This window comes from Blastomonas sp. UPD001 (assembly GCF_003426715.1).
Taxonomy (GTDB): domain Bacteria; phylum Pseudomonadota; class Alphaproteobacteria; order Sphingomonadales; family Sphingomonadaceae; genus Blastomonas.
Genome location: NZ_QKVT01000001.1, coordinates 1,873,954 through 1,891,468, shown reverse-complemented (window position 1 = coordinate 1,891,468; position 17,515 = coordinate 1,873,954). Strand labels below are relative to the sequence as shown.

The following is a 17,515-nucleotide window of genomic DNA, read 5'->3' as shown; positions in this document are numbered from 1 at the left end:
CCCCGAGCGCGTGGCGGGCGAGGGGGCGGGCGGGCTCGACGGCGCGCTGTCGATGAACGATATCGCCACCAGCGGCGGCGCAGACAGCGATGGCTGGGAAGATTCGCTCGAATATGATCTGTCGCTGCGCGAACATCTCCATGCCCAGGCGGGGATCGTGCTGTCAGGCGTGCAGCTGTTCATCGGGCGGCACCTGATCGAGCTGATCGACGAGAACGGCTATCTGCGCGGCGACCTGCTCCAGGTCTCGCACCAGCTCGGCGTGCCGCTCGCCGAGGTCGAGGCCGCGCTGGCCGCGGTGCAGACGCTCGAGCCGACCGGCGTCGGCGCGCGCGATCTCGCCGAATGCCTCGCGCTGCAGGCGAAGGAGGCGGACCGCTACGATCCGTGCATGGCGCGGCTGATCGACAATCTGGAGCTGCTGGCGCGCGGCGCGCTGCCCCAGCTCAAGCGCCTCTGCCGGGTCGATGACGAGGACCTGGCGGACATGATCGCCGAGCTTCGCCAATACGATCCCAAGCCCGGCAGCCGCTTCGGCGGCTCGTCGATCGAGGCGGTGGTGCCCGACCTGTTCGTGGTCGAGCGCGAGGGCAAATGGATGATCGAGATCAACAGCGCGACCCTGCCGCGGCTGTTGGTCAACCGCTCCTATGCCGTCTCGCTCACCAGCGGGCGGCACGATGCCAAGTCGAAAGCATGGCTCAGCGAATGCCTCGGCGAGGCGAACTGGCTGGTCAAGGCGCTCGATCAGCGCCAGCGCACGATCATCAAGGTGGCGAGCGAGATCGTGAAGCAGCAGGAAGGGTTCTTCCGCAACGGCGTCACGCACCTGCGGCCGCTCACGTTGCGCAGCGTCGCCGATGCGATCGAGATGCACGAATCGACCGTCAGCCGCGTGACCAGCCACAAATATCTGAGCTGCGCGCGCGGGCTGTTCGAGCTCAAATATTTCTTCACCAGCGCGATCCAGTCGACCGATGGCGGCGATGCGGTCTCCGCCTCTGCGGTCAAGAGCCATATCAAGGCGCTGATCGATGAGGAGGATGCCAAGAACATCCTGTCCGACGACCAGCTGGTCGACATGCTGAAGGAGCGCGGCTTCGACATCGCGCGGCGCACCGTCGCCAAATATCGCGAGGCGCTGGGGCTCGGCTCCTCGGTCCAGCGCCGCCGCCAGAAGAAGCTTCAGGGCGCTCGATAGGCGGTCCTGTCGCCGCCGGCATCTTCCATCTGCCATATCCGCGCCAAGGAAACCTTGGCCAGGGCGATGCGTACTATCGCCGGGATCGTCGGCTGAGGGAGGTTCGAATGAATAGCAATGCCAGCGCTGCGCTGCGACCCGCGGGATGGAGCGATGGCCTCGCCCCGAACCCGCTACTGACCATGCGCGAATTCTTCCGCCGTCCGCAGGATGTCGGCTCGGCTTTTCCGGCATCGCGTCGTCTGGTCGAGGCGGTGCTGGACGCCGTCGATCTTTCCGCAGCGCGTCTCGTGGTCGAATATGGTCCCGGCAGCGGACGCTTTACCCGCGCGCTGCTCGATCGCATGCCCGACGACGGTCATCTCGTCGCGATCGATACCAGCCCGCGCTTCACCCGGCACCTGCAGCAGACGATCCGCGATCGCCGGCTGCACGCGGTCTCCGATTCGGCGCAGCAGGCGGCTGCCATCCTGCAGGGGCTGCGGCTGAAGGGCGTCGATCTCGTGGTGACCGGTATTCCCTTTTCGACCATCGATCCGACGGTCGGGGCCGAAATCGTCAGCGCGAGCGCCGGACTGATGAACCCGCAGGGCCAACTGATCGCCTATCAGATGCGCGATGCGGTCGAACCGATGCTGCAGCAGAGCTTTGCGCAGGTCGAGCGCACCCGCTGCTGGCGCAACCTGCCGCCCTGCCATATCTTTCGCGCGACCGGGCCGCGACCAGGAGCGAGCTGATCGCGCCCAGTCTGGCGCCTATTGCAGGGTCACCCGGGGATCGTCGCTGTCACGCCGCCCGAAGAACTGCATCAGCTGCACCAGCAGGTCGGCGCGCGCCTGGAGCCCCTCGGCCTCGAGCAGCGCCTGCTTGGCCGCGGCATCGAACGGGGCGATCTGGGCGATGCCGTTGACCAGCGAGCGGTCGTCGAGCCGCGCCACCGAATCCCAGTCGACGCTGTAACCCTGCGCGTTGGCGAAGCGCTGCGATTCACGCTCCAGGCTCGCGCGCTCGATGCTGGAGAGCGCCTGGTCGGTCTCGTTCTCCTCGATCAACTCGGCCTCGATCTGGCGGAAGGGCGTCGTCACCTCGAGTTCGCGCAGCACGCGGAACCGGGCAAAGCCCTCCAGCACCAGATTGTAGCGGCCGTCCTCGAGCGCCTCGACATCGATGATGCGCCCGACACAGCCCATGTCGAACAGCGGCGGCGGATCGCCCGCCGCGCGCGGCTGGATCATCCCGATCTGCCGGTCGCGCGCCATCGCATCGCTGACCAGCGCGCGGTAGCGCGGTTCGAAGATATGCAGCGGCACCTGCAGCCCGGGGAACAGGATCACCCCGGTCAGCGGGAAGAGCGAGATGCGCTGTGCGACCATGGCTGCCATCGCCCTCAGCCGAACAATGCGGCGGAAAGCTTGCGCCGCGTGGCGGAAACCCAGGGATCTTCCAGGCCGACCGCCTCGAAGATCTGCAACAGCCGCGCGCGCGCCGCGCCCTCGTTCCAGTCCTTGTCAGCGCGCACGATGGAGAGCAGATGCTCCGCCGCCTCGTCGCGCGATCCGGCGGCGAACAGCGCCACGGCGAGGTCGAAGCGCGCGGCATGATCGTCGGCATCGGCCTCGACCGCAGCGCGCAGCCCGGCGATCTCGCTGTCATCGGCCTTGTCCGCGACCAGCGCCAGCGCCGATTTCGCGCGTTCCAGCAGCGGATCGGACGCGATTTCGGGCGGCAGGTCGTCGAGCAGCGCCTGCGCCTCGGCCACCTTGTCGGCCGCGGCGAGCGCGCGCACCAGCCCCGCGATCGCCGCGACGCTATCGGGCGCCATGTCGAGAATCTGCGCGAAGATGCCCGCGGCACGCTCGCCATCGCCCTCGGCCAGCACTTCCTCGCCCATCGCGATCAGCGGTGCAATATCGGGGCCCTGCGGCTCGGCATCGCCCGCCTGGATCGGCAGCTTGTCGAGCAGCTGGTCGATGATCCCCGCAAGCTGCGATTCGGTGCGCGCGTTGGTGAGGTTGGCGACCGGCTGGCCTTGGAACATCGCATAGACAGTGGGGATCGACTGGATCTGGAACTGCGAGGCGATGAAGCGCTCTTCATCCACATTGACCTTGACCAGCACCACGCCGCGATCGGCATATTGCGCGGCGATCTTTTCCAGCACCGGGGTCAGCGCCTTGCACGGGCCGCACCATTCGGCCCAGAAATCGAGGATGACGAGCTTGGTCATCGAAGGCTCGACGACATTCTTGCGGAATGCCTCAACCGCCTTGTGCTCTTCGGTGGTCAAACCCATGCTTGCCAAATCAACTGCTCCTGCTGTCCGGCGCCTCCGCCGCGGGGCGGAAGGGCATCTGGGAGGTGCGCCTCCCTATCTGTCCGGCCCTTATCCGAAACCCCAAGATGGTGCGCAAGCCGCATATGCCAAGCCCCGCAAAAGGAATCGTCGCGAATCGCAAATAGGGGCTTGCCGGACCCATGGACCGCTGCTAATTGCGCGCCTCACCCGCTGGACCGACACACCGGACCAGCCGCCGAGCGGGCGTAGCTCAGGGGTAGAGCACAACCTTGCCAAGGTTGGGGTCGAGGGTTCGAATCCCTTCGCCCGCTCCAAAACTCCTCAACGAAATTAATACCTTACGGCGAGGGAGGCGTAGCCGAAACTGGATACGAGCGTTCCGCCCTCAACGCACGTATCCAATTCGTATCCATCTTAAATCGAGTTTGCGGCGAGGTTCGGCGGCATTTTTCATGCCTTGATCGCTGTGCGTCGGCAGTGAGCGATCGGTCTACTCACGATTTGCACATCTCTAAGCGCCGCATCGGATCGGATGTCACGCCGAGAGAGTGGGAGGGCAGCAGCGGCGGCGTGACGGTTCGAGTGTCGGAAGAGAGGCTCCCGGCCGGACCGTCGCATAGACATGTCATGACCCAAGTTCACGTTTTCGACGCGACCCCGACCAAGAGGTCGCTACAAAGACGATGTTCGTCACGCCAAGCGGGTCGGCCGGGTATCGTCGGAATTGTCCAGCCGGCTGGCAAATGACCGGTACCTGTCGCTCGATGCACTTATGGTATCGGTGAAAGGCCGAGCCGAACGCAGCCGCATACAAACGGGGAAAAACGCGGCGGTGCGGGTCGAGGCGGGCCGCGACCATACGGAACGGCTCGACGTGATTCTACGTAGTGCCGGCAGCCGTGCCGCCGAAAAAATATTGCGGCGGCTGAGCAAGTTCGAGAAATCTCCGCTGTCTGTCACTGCCATCTCCCGTTCTCTGGCACTTTCTAGAGATGTGATCTGGAACTTACTTGAGATGTGAAATGCACGTGACGGCACTCTATTTCGCTTCGGACCAACTTTCTAACTGGCGGCGGGCTCTTCCTGTCTCCGAGAAGCAGTCTGAGCTCAAGGCGTGGTCCGGGCGAACCCATAAGGTATTGAGGCCGTCCCGTGTCTTACGAAGGCGTGCGCGTCGTACCTCGCCGACGCGCTCGTGGGGCGGTAAATGCGCTCCTCGATTTCAAGATGATAGGCTGAGCCAATTGCTCACAGGGTGGTTGGCATGCCGATCGTTTCGCGCCATTCAAAGGAGAGACTTTGTGGCGATTGCCCGTTCTTCGTCGGTTCAAGCCCCCGATAAAAATACACCCGCGCAGGCAATGTCGAGATAGGCTCGAACAGCCGCGTCGCAGGGCACTTCGCCTCCGAACAGCAGCGGGGTGTAAAGTGGACCGTAGAGAACCGCGAGGGCCGCCTGAGGGTCGACGCCCGGCCTCAGTTCGCCCGCAGCGGCGGCTCGTTTCATTCGCTCATAGCCCCACCGCCGCCGCGGGCCGAGCCAACGCTCGCCGAGGGCTCGGCCGAGCACAGCATCGGTGCGCGCCCCACCTAGCATGGCCGCGAGCGCCTGGCCGCGCGGGCCGCGCAGCAGCTCGCCCAGATCCGAGATCTGCGCGCGGAAGTCGTCGCAGGCGGAGTCGGTTTCGGGCAGTCGGAGCTCGTCGGTCGTGGCGTGCAGGAATGCGTCGACGGCCAGCTCCGCCTTCGATTTCCACCAACGGTACACCGTGGTCTTGCCCGTGCCGGCTTCCTTGGCGACCGCTTCGATCGCGAGTTGGTCATAGCCACGCTCGACCAGCAGCTTGAAGGCCGCATCGAGAATGGCATCGCGCGAAGTTTCGCTACGCGGGCGTCCCGGAACTCTTGACTGGCTCATCTGATACGATAACGTATCGGAACTCGCGACCTGCGACAAGTAAGGAGACCGATCATGGCCGTCGTTCCACATACCATCGACATCGTCGTCGCCGACATGGGCGCGGCGCTCCGCTTTTACCGAACGCTAGGCCTGCACGTTCCGGACGACCAGGACGGGGAGGATCAAGTTCAGATCGCGACCGAGGGCGGCGCGACGCTGGGTTTCGTCACGGAGAAGATGATGAAGGCGGTGAACCCCTATTGGGAGCAGCCAGTGGGTCAGCGCGTCACCTTTGCGTGCCGCTGCGACAGTCCGGCCGAAGTCGACGAGACCTACGCGCGCGTGACAGCCGCCGGTTACGAGGCACGGCAGGAGCCGTGGGACGCTTTCTGGGGCCAGCGCTACGCCATGTTGTCCGACGCCGACGGCAACCGGGTCGATCTGTTCGCCGCCATCGCACCGGAGGGTCGCGAATGAGCGGGTCCACGCGATTCGCTCCGGTCGCCGCGCTGGTGACCGGCGGCGGTTCGGGCATTGGTGCGGCACTCGCTGGCGCGCTTCACGCGCGCGGAACCAAGGTGATCGTGGCGGGCCGCACCGCAGAGAAGCTCGAGGCTGTCGCCGCACAGCACCCTAGGATGGAGGCGGAGATCGTCGACGTCGCCGACCCCCAGCAGGTCTACGCGCTCGCCGAGCGGGTTGCCGCGCGTCACCCCGGGCTCGACGCCGTTATCAACAATGCGGGCGTCCAGACGCTGTTCGACTTCACCGCGGCAAACCCGGCCGATGCCGCGCTGATCGACCGTGAGATCGCCGTGAACCTCTCCGGGCTAATTCACGTCAGTAACGCCTTTCTGCCGCTGCTCAAGCGTCAGGCGTCCGCAAGCCTCGTCCATGTCGGCTCGGGGCTCGGCTATGTGCCGCTCGCCTCCGCGCCGGTCTATTCGGCGACCAAGGCGGCGGTGCATAGCTTCACGATCAGCCTGCGCCGGCAGCTCGCGGGCTCAGCCGTGCGCGTGGTCGAGATCATCCCGCCCGTCGTCGAGACCGAGCTTCACCGCGGCCAGACGCGCAAACCTCCGCGCGCGATGCGGCTGGACGCGTTCACGTCCGCGGCGTTCGCCGGGCTCGATGCCGGGCGCGAGGAGATCCCGGTCGGCCTGGCGAAGGTGCTCCGGACCGCGAGCCGCGTCGCGCCCGGACTGTTCCTGAACATCGTCAACAAGCCGCGAGGGTGACCGCCATGCCGCGCCTTCCCTCCGCCGCGCACGGGGCCGTCTTCGGCGTGACGATGGCGTTCCTGTATTCCGGGCTCATGTCGGGGGTGTTCATGGCCCGGGCGTACGGGCTGACCCCGGAGGCGTTCGCCCCTTGGCTGCGCACCTGGGCGCTCGCCTTCGTCATCGCGGCCCCCGCCGGCGTCGTGCTTCGCCCGGTGGCGAACGCAGTCGCCGATATCGTCGCCCCGCCTCGATCGGGGGAACGGCCATGACCGGTTTCGCGGGGCTCGGCCCCGACTTCCTCGCCTTCTTCCGCGACCTCGCGGCCGCGCAGAACCGCGATTGGTTCCAGGCGAACAAGCGGCGCTACGAAGCGGCGGTGAAGGAGCCGCTGCGCGATCTGGTCGTCGGCAGCAACGAAGCGCTTGCAGCGCGCGGCGTGCCGCTCTCCGGCGACCCCAGGCGTTCGGTGTCGCGAATCAACCGCGACGTCCGGTTCTCGGCGGACAAGCGCCCCTACAAGGATTACGCCGCGCTGACCTTCACGCGCGCGGCGGGTGAGATGTCCCCGGGGCTGCTCTACGTGCAGTTCTCGCCCGACGAGTGCTTCGCGGGAATCGGATTCTACGCGGTCGACCCCGCGCATCTCGCGGCCATGCGCGCCGGCATCGCCGCCGACCAACCGGGTTGGGTGGCGGTGGAGAACGCGCTCGCGAAGGCCGGTGCGCCGCTCGAACAGGGCGAGGCGCTCAAGCGCATGCCGCGCGGGTTCGAAGCGCTGGCGGGCTCACCGGTCGAGAACGCGCTGCGGCTCAAGGCGCACGTCGCCAAGCTCCGCCTCGAACCAGAACGGCTCGGCCCTGACCTTCCGGACCGCATCGGTCAACTTGCCCTTGGAGCAATGCCACTCCTCCAATTTGGCTGGCGAGTTCTAAATGATCCTGCTCGCCAAATATAAGTTTCGCCGGGATTGCACCATCGACGGTGCCTGTCTTCCTGGCAGCGCAGTTGGCGGGGCAGCAATCGCTGAAGTCGTGTGCGGTTGGCTGTTTCTCACCCCGCGCGCCAATCACGTGGATCGGCCAGGCTCATCGGCGCCTTGGGCAGCATCCGCGACCGCGAGCGCAACTTCTAGGAGCGAGAGTTGGCTGGGCGTGAACACCTGTATTTCGTGCTGACGTAGCAGGGCCGCGACGACACCTTCACCGGGTATCCGGGCGCTGGTGAAACTGCCATCGTAAATAAAGCTGCCGCCGCAGGATGGGCTGCCATCGGTCAGCAATGCAAAACGGCATCCATCTGCCACTGCAAGCGCTAGCGTGGCGCGCGCGCCATCGACATAGGTAGAGGTCACGTCAGCACCATCCGCTTCGACAATTACCGCCGCACCGTCCAGCGCCTCCCGCCCGGTGCCGCCCTTGATTTCGGCAGGTAGACGTGGCGTTGGCAGACCCGCGAGAAGCTCTGGACAAACCGGCACGACACGACCGTCCTCGATCCACTGCGCCAGCCGATCCTCGTCGAGCGTTTTCGCGCGTCCATCATAGCGGACGGGCTTCCCTAGCAGGCATGCGCTCACCAGTAGTTTGGCTGGGGGCAAAGCTTCGCCTTTCAACCTCGACCGGATGCCGAACCCCACGCTGGGTCACAACAGAGCGGCAATAGACTGTAGGAGCCATAACAAACATTAACGAAACGTCGAATTCCGATTATGCCCGTTGCAGCCTTCCTGCCAGCGCCCTTTTGGCCGCGTCCATCACCAAACGGGCTTCCGGAGATGCCCGCTTAAACAACCAGGACGGGTGCACCAGGCCACGGTAGGCGAGCGTCGACTGGCCCGCCTCGTTGGCCCGTTCGGCCAGCATTTCGCCCTGCTGGCGATCAGGGTCCGCCTTGTAGGTGAACATGAGGAGCGGCGTCACTCCCGACAGGTCAGGCACAGCCATCAGAACCGTTACCGGTTCCGCCCCACGATAGGCGGTCCAGTCGACGACGAAATCGCGCAGCGATCTGTCATGCGCAGCCCGGCTTTGCATCGGGTTGGCCAGCACCACGATCATCGACCGCTCTAAAGCGGCCAGTTCCAGCGCGCACATGGCGGCGAAGACACCGCTGGCACGATCTCGCAGCGAAGCGAATGGCACAGTGTCGAAAGCAGGGTTCGCCATCAGCGAGCACTATTACCAGACCTTAGCTGCTAAATCCACATAAGGCATTGGTAGATATATGGAAAATTGCCGATGTGTGGCTGTCGCTTTTACAAAAGTAATCACCGGGTAATCACCGCTTCTCGTACAAATGGCGGCATGTGTCGTCGCCGTGAGCATAGGAGAGCGCACGAAGTGTGTCACTCTGTGGCGCAGGATGCGTTGAATTCCTCTTGAGAGGAAGAGGGCGGCGGCTGTCGCCGTGACGGTTCGAGTGTCGGGAGAGAGATGACCACGCCCGCGCGCTCGACCATCGCGCGCATCAGCGCATGATCGCCCGCCATCGCGCCGGTATGCGTCGCCGCGCTCTCGCGCGCCGCGCTCGACTTGCCCGGATGCAGCAGCACGACCGGCTTGCCCGCCGCGCGCGCCGCCCGCGCCGCTGCCAGAAAGCGCTGCGGCTGGCGAAACTGCTCGACGATCATCGCGATCACCCGCGTCGCGGGATCGGCGATCAGATGCTCGACATAGTCCTCGACCCCCGAACCTGCCTCGTTGCCGGTCGAGACCGACAAGGTCACGTTCATCGCGCGCGACAGGAAGGTCGTCGCCAGCACCGCCGCCATCGCGCCCGATTGCGACACGATGCCGATGCCGCCCCCCGGGCCAGGGGACGGCACCAGCGTCTCGACAAAGGTCAGCGGAATGCGCTCGGCATAGTTGACCAGGCCCAGGCAATTGGGGCCTTCGATCACCATGCCCGCTTCGTCCGCGATCCGCGCGAGCTCGCGCTGGTCGGCCAGCCCCTGCTCGCCCCCCTCGGCAAACCCGGCGGAGAAGATGATCGCCGCACCGCACCGCCGCGCTGCCAGCGCGCGCAAGGCATCGAGCACCCCCGCACGCGGGATCGCGAGCACCGCGACATCGACGTCGAACGGCAGCTCGTCGATCGAGGCCAGGCATTTCCGGCCTGCAATCTCGGTGCGTTTGGGATTGATCAGGTGGACCGGTCCCGCAAAGCCGTTGCGGTCGAGATTGGACACGACCGACGCACCGAGCGCGCCGGGCTTGTCCGATGCGCCCACCACAACCACCGATCGCGGCGAGAGCAGGCGGCGAAGGTCACGCTGCGGCGACATTGCCACGGGCGAGGATTCCAGATCGATCATCGGCTCGGCGCTCCGGGTTCAGGCGGGCTGCTTGCTGACATCATAGGCGCCCAGACCCGGCTTGTAGGTCTTGTCGTCGATGAACTGCTTGATGCCTTCCTTGCGGCCATCGTTGTCGAAGCTGTTCGCGGCTTCCTGCGCGCGGATGAGGAAATCCTCGGCATTGTCATAGGTCATCTCGCGCACGCGGCGGATGGCGTCCTTGGTCGCCTTGAGCGCTACCGGGTTCTTCTCCAGCAGCACCTTCGCCACCTGCTCGACCCGCGCCTGGAGCTGAGCCAGCGGCAGCGATTCGTTGACCAGCCCCCATTCGGCCGCGGTCTTGCCGTCGATATTCTCGCCCATCATCGCATGATACATCGCCTTACGGAACGGCATCAGCTCGGTCGCGACCTTCGATGCTCCGCCGCCGGGCAGGATGCCCCAGTTGATCTCGGACAGGCCGAAGGTCGCTTCGTCGGCGGCAAACGCAAGGTCGCAGCCGAACAGCGGGCCATAGCCGCCGCCGAAGCACCAGCCGTTGACCATCGCGATCGTCGGCTTCTGGTACCAGCGCAGCCGCCGCCACCAGCCATAGGCCTCGCGCTGCGCCTGGCGGGTGGCGCCCAGTCCCTGCGCCTCGGTCTCGCGAAAATATTCCTTGAGATCCATGCCCGCCGACCAGCTGGTGCCTTCGCCGGTCAGCACGACGACGCCGACATCCTCGCGAAATTCCAGCTCGTCGAGCACCCGGCCCATCTGGCGGTTGAGCCTGGGGCTCATGCAATTGCGCTTTTCGGGCCGGTTGAACTTCACCCAGGCGATGCGGTCGGTCACCGTATAGGCGACGGTGTCTTCTTCGGTACGTTCGGTCATGGGTTCGCAGCCTTTCTTGAGGAGATCATGGTGCAATGGGATCCGTTCAGATGGGATAATGGCCCGGTTCGGTCGCGATCGTGATCCAGCGCAATTCGGTGAACGCGTCGATGCCCGCCTTGCCGCCGAAGCGACCATAGCCCGAGGCCTTGACCCCGCCGAAGGGCATCTGCGCCTCGTCATGCACCGTGGGGCCGTTGACATGGCAGATGCCCGACTTGATCGCCCTGGCGACCTTGAGCCCCCGCGCGATGTCGCGGGTGAACACCGAGGCAGACAGGCCGTACTCGGTATCGTTGGCAAGCGCGATCGCATCGGCCTCGTCGGCTGCGCGGATCACCGCGACCACCGGGCCGAAACTCTCCTCGCGGAACAGGCGCATTTCGGGAGTGACGCGATCGACGACATGCGCGGGCATCAGCACGCCGTCCGCATCTCCGCCACATGCGAGCCTTGCCCCATCGGCGAGCGCGTCGCGTACCAGCCCATCGACATGCTCGACGGTCTTGCGATCGATCACCGCGCCCAGCGCTGCCTTGCCCTCGCGCGGGTCGCCGACGCCGAGCGTCGCGACTTTCGCCGCGAATTTCTGTACAAAGGCGTCGGCCACCGCATCGACCACGATGATCCGCTCGGTCGACATGCAGATTTGCCCCTGGTTCATGAACGCACCGAACGCCGCTGCCTTCACCGCCTCGTCGAGATCGGCATCGTCGAGCACGAGCAACGGTGCCTTGCCCCCCAGTTCGAGCAGACAGGGCTTGAGATGCTCGGCAGCCCGCTTGGCGATGATGCGGCCGACCGCGGTCGAACCGGTAAAGTTGACGCGCCGCACCGCCGGATGGTCGATCAGCGCACCGACCACCTCGCCCGCATCCTGCGGCGCGTTGGTGACGAGGTTGACGACGCCATCGCCCAGCCCGGCCTCGACAAAGCAGCGCGCGATCAGCGCGTGCGTCTCCGGGCATTGCTCCGAAGCCTTGAACACGACCGTATTGCCGCAGGCGAGCGGCATCGCGATGGCGCGCACGCCCAGGATGATCGGCGCATTCCACGGCGCGATGCCCAGCACCACGCCGGCCGGCTCGCGCACGGCCATCGCGATGCAGCCCGGCTTGTCGGACGGGATCACCTCGCCACCGATCTGCGTCGTCATCGCTGCCGCCTCGCGCACCATATTGACCGCGAGCATGTGGTTGAACCCGGCCCAGGCGGCCGTCGCGCCGGTTTCCGCCTGCATCGCGGCGATCATTCCATGACATTCAAACCAGTGTTGCACTTCAAACGTGAATCCACACCCCCGCATTCGCGGGGGTGACGATGAGGGTGTCTCGCGCCAGATCAACTCGCGATGCGCAAGTCGCCCTCGCACTGCTGCTCCGCGCCGAGGCGCCTGTCCAGCAGGTCGCCGAAGCTGAGCGACTGCGCGATCAGGCTGGGGTGCGGTGAATAGCCGTCGTGCCAACGCTTGGCCGAGATCGCCTCGCGCGCGATGCTCATGCTGAATAGCCGCCTGGGCTCAGCCGAACGGTTGTCTGGCCCTGCGTGCAGCATGTCGCTCTGGTAGAGGATCACCGTGCCCTTGCGCGGCGCGGTGGAGACGAGCCGGAAGCGCCGCTGCAGCTCCGCGCGATGGCGCGCGAGGTTCCACAAGCGGAGAGGCCCGAGCGTGCGCAGGCTGAATTGCGAATTCTTGCCGAGCACGAAGCGCAACAGATTGGGCTGGTGCTCGTCCCAGATGCGCGAGAACACCCGGTCGCGAAACTCGCCGGGGGCGAGCGGAGTCTCGCTGCTACCGCGCATGGCCCAGAGCTTGGCGAGATTGTGCCAAAGGATGCGTCCGTTGAACCCGATGCGGAACAGCTCCATCCGCTCCAGCGCACGATCGTCATGCTTCGGCGCGGCGCCATCGAACAGTTGCGTCCCGGGCACGAAGACCGTGCCGCCCTGCAACTCGGACACGTCCTCCACCGCAGCGAACGGGCTGATCACGCCGCTGGGGTCGCGATGGATATACTGGTGCGATGAGCCGCGATAGCTGGTCAGCGTGGTGACCTCGAGCAGCGGATGCGCGCGGTCGCAATAATGCGCGAGCACCGCTTCGAGCCGCTGCGCGAGCGTCGCGACGAAATCGGTCACCGGCGGCGTGGCCGGCAGCGAGCAGAAATCGCGGCGCACGTAGCGATTGTCGGTCTCGCTGGCAAAGGCGCAGCGCTGGCGGTCCGGATCGTCGATGGTCTGGCGGATCAGCGCGAGCCCGGTATCGGCCTCCGCGTCCGACAGCAGGCCGGTGAGGATGACGAGCCCATGCGCCTCCATCCGCGCCAGCGCCTCGGCGGTGCAGGTGGCGGTAAGCCGGCCCTCAGCGTCGAGCTCGGTTGGCAGCTCGAACGCCGATGTGTCGCTGGAGGTGTCGAGGTCCTTCATGCCCTTGCGCCCTGGATATGTTGACTTCCTTCGCCCGGCCAGTTGCTGACCAAGATGGGCGAGAGTTTCGCTTCATGGCAGAGAATTTTCTAGAACGGGTTAATCGGGAACACGAGGCCTAGCCAGTGCAGGCCGAGCCCTTCGCGTCTTCGCGCCTTCGCGTGAAATCGCGGTCGGCTTGATTCACGCGGAACCGCGTAAACCCGACGGCAACAGATCAACTTTTCAAGGAGCGCAAGTCCTGAGCGCTAGGTCATAACCACGTCCGCTCAGCCTGAGCAGCGGGCGCAAGCCCGCGACCGTCGAAGGCCCCGCGCATACGCAGGCCATGTAGCGGGGCCTTCGACAAGCTCAGGCTGAGCGGAGGGGGTTAGGCGCTAACCTGTCTCGAACTTGTCCCGGGCTGGCTGCTCGAACCGCCAAACCCGCCATCACCCCGCAACCGGCCGCGCCATCCATTCCAGCAGCGCCGCGTTGACCGCCTCGGGCGCTTCCATCGGGGCCATATGGCCCGCGCGTTCGAACACAACCATCGTCGCACCCGCGATCGCCTCGGCGATGGGGACGTGCTGGTCGGGCGGGCTCCACAGGTCGAGTTCGCCGACGCCGACCAGCGCCGGGCAGGCGATCTGCGACAGCAGCGGCGCGGCGTCGGGGCGGTTGATCAGTGCGGTGATCTGCTGGCGGTGGATCGCGGGCGTCATCCGCTCGATCATCGCATAGAGCGTCGCGCGCAGCGCCGGGTCGGCAGCGAGCAGGCCGGGGCGCACCATCGGCGGCAGCCAGGCATCTGCAAGCGCGGTCATGCCTTGCCCTGCGCTGATGTCGAGCATCGCCTGGCGCTTGGGCAGTTCCTCGGGCGGGGCAGGATGCACGCCGGTGTCGAGCAGGCCGATCCGCGCGACACGCTGGGGCGCGAGGCGGAAGACCTCGAGCGTCACGCGTCCGCCCATCGAATGGCCGATGATCGAGAAGCGCTCGGGCGCGCCATCGAGGATGTGAGCGGCCATGCCGGGCAGCGAATCGTGCCGGGTGAGGTCGGGCACGATCACGTCGTACAGCGGCGACAATGCGGCGAGCTGGTGCGTCCAGACATCCGCATCGCACAGCAGGCCGGGGACGAGAATGACGGTTTCGCGCGTGCTCATGGGCTCAGCCCATTATATCGGGCAGGGGCTTGCCGTCCACGATCCTGGGCGCCGCCTCGATCAGCACGAAAGCGATGCGGCAATTCTCGCTCGCTGACGGGTTGCGCCACAGATGGATGGTGCCGCGCTGGACGATGATGTCGCCCGCGTGAGCGGTGGTCACCGCGCCATCGTCGAGCTCCAGCTCGACCGCGCCCGACAGGACGATGCCATAGTCGATGCTGCTCGACCGGTGGAACGGCGAGACCCCGCCGGGCAGCATGTCGACGATGCGGATCACCGATCCCTGGTGCAGCGTCAGCCCGGCATCTCGGCTGCGTCCGTCGCTATCGTCGTTATTGTCCGCAGGGACGCTGGCCGTCGTCCATATCAGGCTGAACGCGGCATCGCCCGAAGGGATCGGGGTGACCGGCAGCAGGTCGTCGGCGGTGAACACCGCGCGCCCGGCCTCGTCATGGCCGGTGACGATGCGGCGGACGGGGGGTGAGCCGGTCATCCCCTGACCACCTTCTGGTCGATGGCGCCGAACAGCAGGCCGCCGTCGCGCAGCCGCGCCTCCATGCGCACGGTGTCGCCGAAATGCATGAAGCTGGTGCGCGGCTTGCCCTCGTCGAGCATCTCGATACCGCGCCGCTCGGCGATGCAGGCCGACCCGATCTCGCGGAAATTGCTGTTCGAGACCGTGCCCGACCCGATGATCGTGCCCGCGCAGAGCGAGCGCGTGCTCGCGGCATGCGCGACGAGTTCGTGGAAGCCGAATTCCATCGCGCCGCCTTCTGCATTGCCGAAACGTTCCCCGTTCCAGTCGACGGTCAGCGGCAGGTGAACGCGGCCATCGCGCCAGGCGTCGCTCAGCGCATCGGGCGTGACGGCAAAGGGCGCGACCGAACAGGCGGGCTTGGCCTGGACCCAGCCGAACCCGGTCTTCATCTCGACAGGCGCGATCGCGCGCAGCGACCAGTCGTTGATCTGCACCAGCAGCTTGATATGGCCGAGCGCCTGGTCGGGGGTGACGCCCATCGGCACGAAATCGGTGATGACCCCGAATTCGCCCTCGAAGTCGATGCCGTCTTCCTCGCGCGGCAGCGGCACGTCGGCGGTGGCGGAGAGGAACTGGTGCGACAGGCCCTGGTACATCAGCGGCCGGCCCGGCGGCGGCGGTTCGGTGCCGAAAAGCGTCTCCATCAGCTCGCCATGGCTGCGATAGGCGGAGCCATCGAGCCACTGCCACGCTCGGGGAAGGGGGGCAGCGAAGGCGAGCCCATCGGTGCTGTCGCCTTCGCCCGCATCAAGCTTTGCAGCGAGCGCGCGCAGCGCCGGTTCGGACGTTTCCCAGCTCTCGATCGCGGCCTGGAGCGTGGGAATCGCGGCTGGCAGAGTGCGGCTGCCATCCTTGCTGACGACGACGAGCGCGCCATCGGGCGTGCCGTTCTCGATGGTGGCGAGTTTCATGTTGGCGTCCTTTCGTGGATTACAGATCGGCGAGCGCGTGGGCGACCAGAGCGGCGAGGGAGCCATCGTGCGTCAGGCCCAGCGCGTCGGCGGCGGGGGTGGAGAGCGGCGGCTGCGCGCCGAACGCGGCTTCGATCGCCGGATCGGGCACATAGGTCGCGAGCGCGGCATCGGCCCCGGTCTGGCGCGCGACCTCGGCGACCAGATCGCCCATGCGGATGCGGAGCGCGGGCAGGTTGAGCCGCGCGCTGGCCAGGTCGTGCGGCAGATCGAGCGCGGTGACGATCTGAGCCACCAGCGCGCGGCGCGAGAGCAGCCAGCAGGTGGCGTCGCCCGAGACGGGCAGGGTGACCGGATCGCCAGCCTTGAGCGCATGGAACAGGTTGCTCAGGAACGCCGATTTCATCCCCGAAGGTGCGGGCGGGCGCGCGATGATGCCGGGCAGGCGCAAGGAAAGGCCGCGCACCGCGCCGCGGCGTGTGAGCGTGGCGATCCATTCCTCGACCATCGCCTTGTGCGCGCCGTAGCGGAGCATCGGGCTGACCGGGGTGCCATCATCGACATTCGGCGGCAGTGGATCGCCGAACACCGCGATGCTGCTGGCGAAGAGCAGGCGCGGGGTGTTGCCGTGCGCGGCGCCGGCATCGATCAGCGCCATCGGGGCTGCGACATTGATGCGCGCGGCCAGCGCCGGATCGGCTTCTGCCGCACCGCCCGGAATGGTGGCGAGGTGGATGATTCCAGCGAGCGGCTCGGCGGTGAGCGCGGCGACCAGCGCAGGGTCGTCGATCTCGCCCGGCAGCGCGGTGACGCCGGGCAGGTCCGCACAATCCAGCCCCGCACGGTCGGTCGCGACGATTGGCCGCGTGCCCGCCAGCGCGCGCACCAGCGCCTGGCCGACAAAGCCGCCCGCGCCGGTGATCAGGATGCGCTCAGCTGCCATCGGTGATCGAGGTGCCGCCATCGACGGCGATCTGCTGGCCGGTGATGAAGCGCCCGGCATCCGAGGCGAGGAAGAGCGCGGCCGCGGCAATATCCTCGACCTCGCCGACCCGGCGCAGCGGCGTCATCTGCAGCCGCCGCGCCATGAATTCGGCATTGGCGATCAGCGGTTCAGACAATGGCGTGCGGATCAGCCCGGGCGCGATTGCATTGACGCGCACGCCCTTCGGCCCCCATTGCACCGCCAGGTTGCGCGCGAGCTGCGCGACGCCCGCCTTGGCGAGCGCATAGGCGTTGATGCTGCCATTGCCGCGCAGCGCGGACAGGCTCGACATCAGGATGACGCTGCCGGTGCCGTGCCCGGCCATGTGCGGCAAGGCGAGGCCGGTCAGCGCGACCATCGAGCGCAGGTTGATCGCCATCACCCGGTCGAAATCGGCGAGCGACCAGCTGCCCGCCTCGCCGGTGATCCCGGCATTGCACACCAGGATGTCGATGGCGCCGAAGGCCGAGCGCGTGCCTTCGACCAGTCCGGCCAGCGCATCGCTGTCGGTCACGTCGCAGGCCAGGCCGCGCACGCGATAGCCCTGGCCTGCGAGCACGGTCTCCGTCTCGGCGACGTCGGTCGCATCCTCGCTCGAGACGACGACGTTCGCGCCGGACTCGGCGAAGAGCTGCGCGATGCCGAGCCCGATGCCGCGCGTCGATCCGGTGACGATGGCCGTGCGGCCCGCAAGATCGAACGCGCTGCCCTGCAT

At 66.6% G+C, this 17,515-nt stretch carries 20 protein-coding genes, 1 tRNA gene and 1 pseudogene; 8 read left to right on the top strand and 14 right to left on the bottom strand.

Annotated features, from left to right (window positions below; genetic code table 11):
• Together rpoN and DM995_RS09595 are read left to right on the top strand one after the other, a co-directional pair.
• Positions 1-1,201: RNA polymerase factor sigma-54 (gene rpoN, locus DM995_RS09600; RefSeq protein ID WP_116969282.1), on the top strand; the 1,201-nt coding region annotated here is incomplete at its 5' end.
• A 107-nt stretch (positions 1,202-1,308) separates the two neighbouring features.
• Positions 1,309-1,938 (top strand): class I SAM-dependent methyltransferase, encoded by a 630-nt coding sequence (locus DM995_RS09595; RefSeq protein WP_232824261.1) that lies wholly within the window; start codon positions 1,309-1,311, stop codon positions 1,936-1,938.
• An 18-nt stretch (positions 1,939-1,956) separates the two neighbouring features.
• Here the strand turns inward: DM995_RS09595 and DM995_RS09590 are convergent, their stop codons facing one another.
• Together DM995_RS09590 and DM995_RS09585 are read right to left on the bottom strand one after the other, a co-directional pair.
• Positions 1,957-2,583, bottom strand: a complete 627-nt coding sequence (locus tag DM995_RS09590) for an LON peptidase substrate-binding domain-containing protein (protein WP_023838460.1) — start codon at positions 2,581-2,583, stop codon at positions 1,957-1,959.
• A 5-nt stretch (positions 2,584-2,588) separates the two neighbouring features.
• A complete protein-coding gene (locus DM995_RS09585; RefSeq protein ID WP_116969281.1) occupies positions 2,589-3,494 on the bottom strand; it encodes a tetratricopeptide repeat protein in 906 nt (301 codons plus the stop codon).
• A gap of 242 nt (positions 3,495-3,736) precedes the next feature.
• On the opposite strand from DM995_RS09585, the gene DM995_RS09580 reads away from it, so the two are divergent.
• Positions 3,737-3,811 (top strand) — tRNA-Gly (locus DM995_RS09580).
• 410 nt (positions 3,812-4,221) lie between these two features.
• A complete protein-coding gene (locus DM995_RS21240) occupies positions 4,222-4,518 on the top strand; it encodes a hypothetical protein (RefSeq protein WP_157973151.1) in 297 nt (98 codons plus the stop codon).
• Positions 4,519-4,824: 306 nt separating this feature from the next.
• Here DM995_RS21240 and DM995_RS09575 read toward each other — a convergent pair whose 3' ends face one another.
• Positions 4,825-5,415 (bottom strand): TetR/AcrR family transcriptional regulator, encoded by a 591-nt coding sequence (locus DM995_RS09575; RefSeq protein ID WP_116969280.1) that lies wholly within the window; start codon positions 5,413-5,415, stop codon positions 4,825-4,827.
• 54 nt (positions 5,416-5,469) lie between these two features.
• Here DM995_RS09575 and DM995_RS09570 point away from each other — a divergent pair, with 54 nt between their 5' ends.
• The 4 genes from DM995_RS09570 to DM995_RS09555 are packed head-to-tail and all read left to right on the top strand — an operon-like array spanning position 5,470 to position 7,575.
• Positions 5,470-5,874, top strand: a complete 405-nt coding sequence (locus DM995_RS09570) for a VOC family protein (RefSeq protein ID WP_116969279.1) — start codon at positions 5,470-5,472, stop codon at positions 5,872-5,874.
• A gap of 35 nt (positions 5,875-5,909) precedes the next feature.
• Positions 5,910-6,635, top strand: a complete 726-nt coding sequence (locus tag DM995_RS09565) for an SDR family oxidoreductase (protein WP_198669314.1) — start codon at positions 5,910-5,912, stop codon at positions 6,633-6,635.
• 5 nt (positions 6,636-6,640) lie between these two features.
• Entirely contained in the window at positions 6,641-6,889 is a 249-nt protein-coding gene (locus DM995_RS09560) for a DUF2798 domain-containing protein (RefSeq protein ID WP_116969277.1), read from the top strand.
• A complete protein-coding gene (locus DM995_RS09555) occupies positions 6,886-7,575 on the top strand; it encodes a DUF2461 domain-containing protein (RefSeq protein ID WP_116969276.1) in 690 nt (229 codons plus the stop codon). The genes DM995_RS09560 and DM995_RS09555 overlap by 4 nt, the downstream gene beginning before the upstream one ends.
• A gap of 111 nt (positions 7,576-7,686) precedes the next feature.
• Here DM995_RS09555 and DM995_RS09550 read toward each other — a convergent pair whose 3' ends face one another.
• The 11 genes and pseudogenes from DM995_RS09550 to DM995_RS09495 form a co-directional block, all read right to left on the bottom strand.
• Positions 7,687-8,256, bottom strand: coding sequence for a 2-thiouracil desulfurase family protein (locus DM995_RS09550; protein ID WP_198669313.1), 570 nt, complete (start codon positions 8,254-8,256; stop codon positions 7,687-7,689).
• A gap of 70 nt (positions 8,257-8,326) precedes the next feature.
• Positions 8,327-8,785: an alpha/beta hydrolase family protein gene (locus DM995_RS09545; RefSeq protein WP_116969275.1), complete on the bottom strand. Its 459-nt coding sequence runs from the start codon at positions 8,783-8,785 to the stop codon at positions 8,327-8,329.
• 248 nt (positions 8,786-9,033) lie between these two features.
• Positions 9,034-9,903: pseudogene (locus DM995_RS09540) on the bottom strand (CoA-binding protein); the annotation flags it as partial.
• Between the two features lie 48 nt (positions 9,904-9,951).
• A complete protein-coding gene (locus DM995_RS09535; protein WP_116969274.1) occupies positions 9,952-10,788 on the bottom strand; it encodes a p-hydroxycinnamoyl CoA hydratase/lyase in 837 nt (278 codons plus the stop codon).
• A gap of 46 nt (positions 10,789-10,834) precedes the next feature.
• The gene (locus DM995_RS09530) at positions 10,835-12,040 is read right to left on the bottom strand and encodes an aldehyde dehydrogenase (RefSeq protein ID WP_232824259.1); all 1,206 of its coding nucleotides are present in this window, start codon (positions 12,038-12,040) and stop codon (positions 10,835-10,837) included.
• Positions 12,041-12,129: 89 nt separating this feature from the next.
• The gene (locus DM995_RS09525) at positions 12,130-13,215 is read right to left on the bottom strand and encodes a phytanoyl-CoA dioxygenase family protein (RefSeq protein WP_116969273.1); all 1,086 of its coding nucleotides are present in this window, start codon (positions 13,213-13,215) and stop codon (positions 12,130-12,132) included.
• A gap of 431 nt (positions 13,216-13,646) precedes the next feature.
• Complete coding sequence (locus tag DM995_RS09515) at positions 13,647-14,363, bottom strand: alpha/beta fold hydrolase (protein WP_116969272.1); 717 nt, start codon at positions 14,361-14,363, stop codon at positions 13,647-13,649.
• A 4-nt stretch (positions 14,364-14,367) separates the two neighbouring features.
• Entirely contained in the window at positions 14,368-14,859 is a 492-nt protein-coding gene (locus DM995_RS09510; RefSeq protein WP_116969271.1) for a cupin domain-containing protein, read from the bottom strand.
• Positions 14,856-15,815 carry a fumarylacetoacetate hydrolase family protein gene (locus tag DM995_RS09505; RefSeq protein WP_116969270.1) on the bottom strand — a complete coding sequence of 320 codons (960 nt, stop codon included), beginning with the start codon at positions 15,813-15,815 and terminating at the stop codon, positions 14,856-14,858. The genes DM995_RS09510 and DM995_RS09505 overlap by 4 nt, the downstream gene beginning before the upstream one ends.
• A 19-nt stretch (positions 15,816-15,834) precedes the next feature.
• Positions 15,835-16,758, bottom strand: coding sequence for an NAD-dependent epimerase/dehydratase family protein (locus DM995_RS09500; RefSeq protein ID WP_116969269.1), 924 nt, complete (start codon positions 16,756-16,758; stop codon positions 15,835-15,837).
• Positions 16,748-17,515, bottom strand: a complete 768-nt coding sequence (locus DM995_RS09495; protein WP_116969268.1) for an SDR family NAD(P)-dependent oxidoreductase — start codon at positions 17,513-17,515, stop codon at positions 16,748-16,750. Before DM995_RS09495 ends, DM995_RS09500 begins: the two co-directional genes overlap by 11 nt.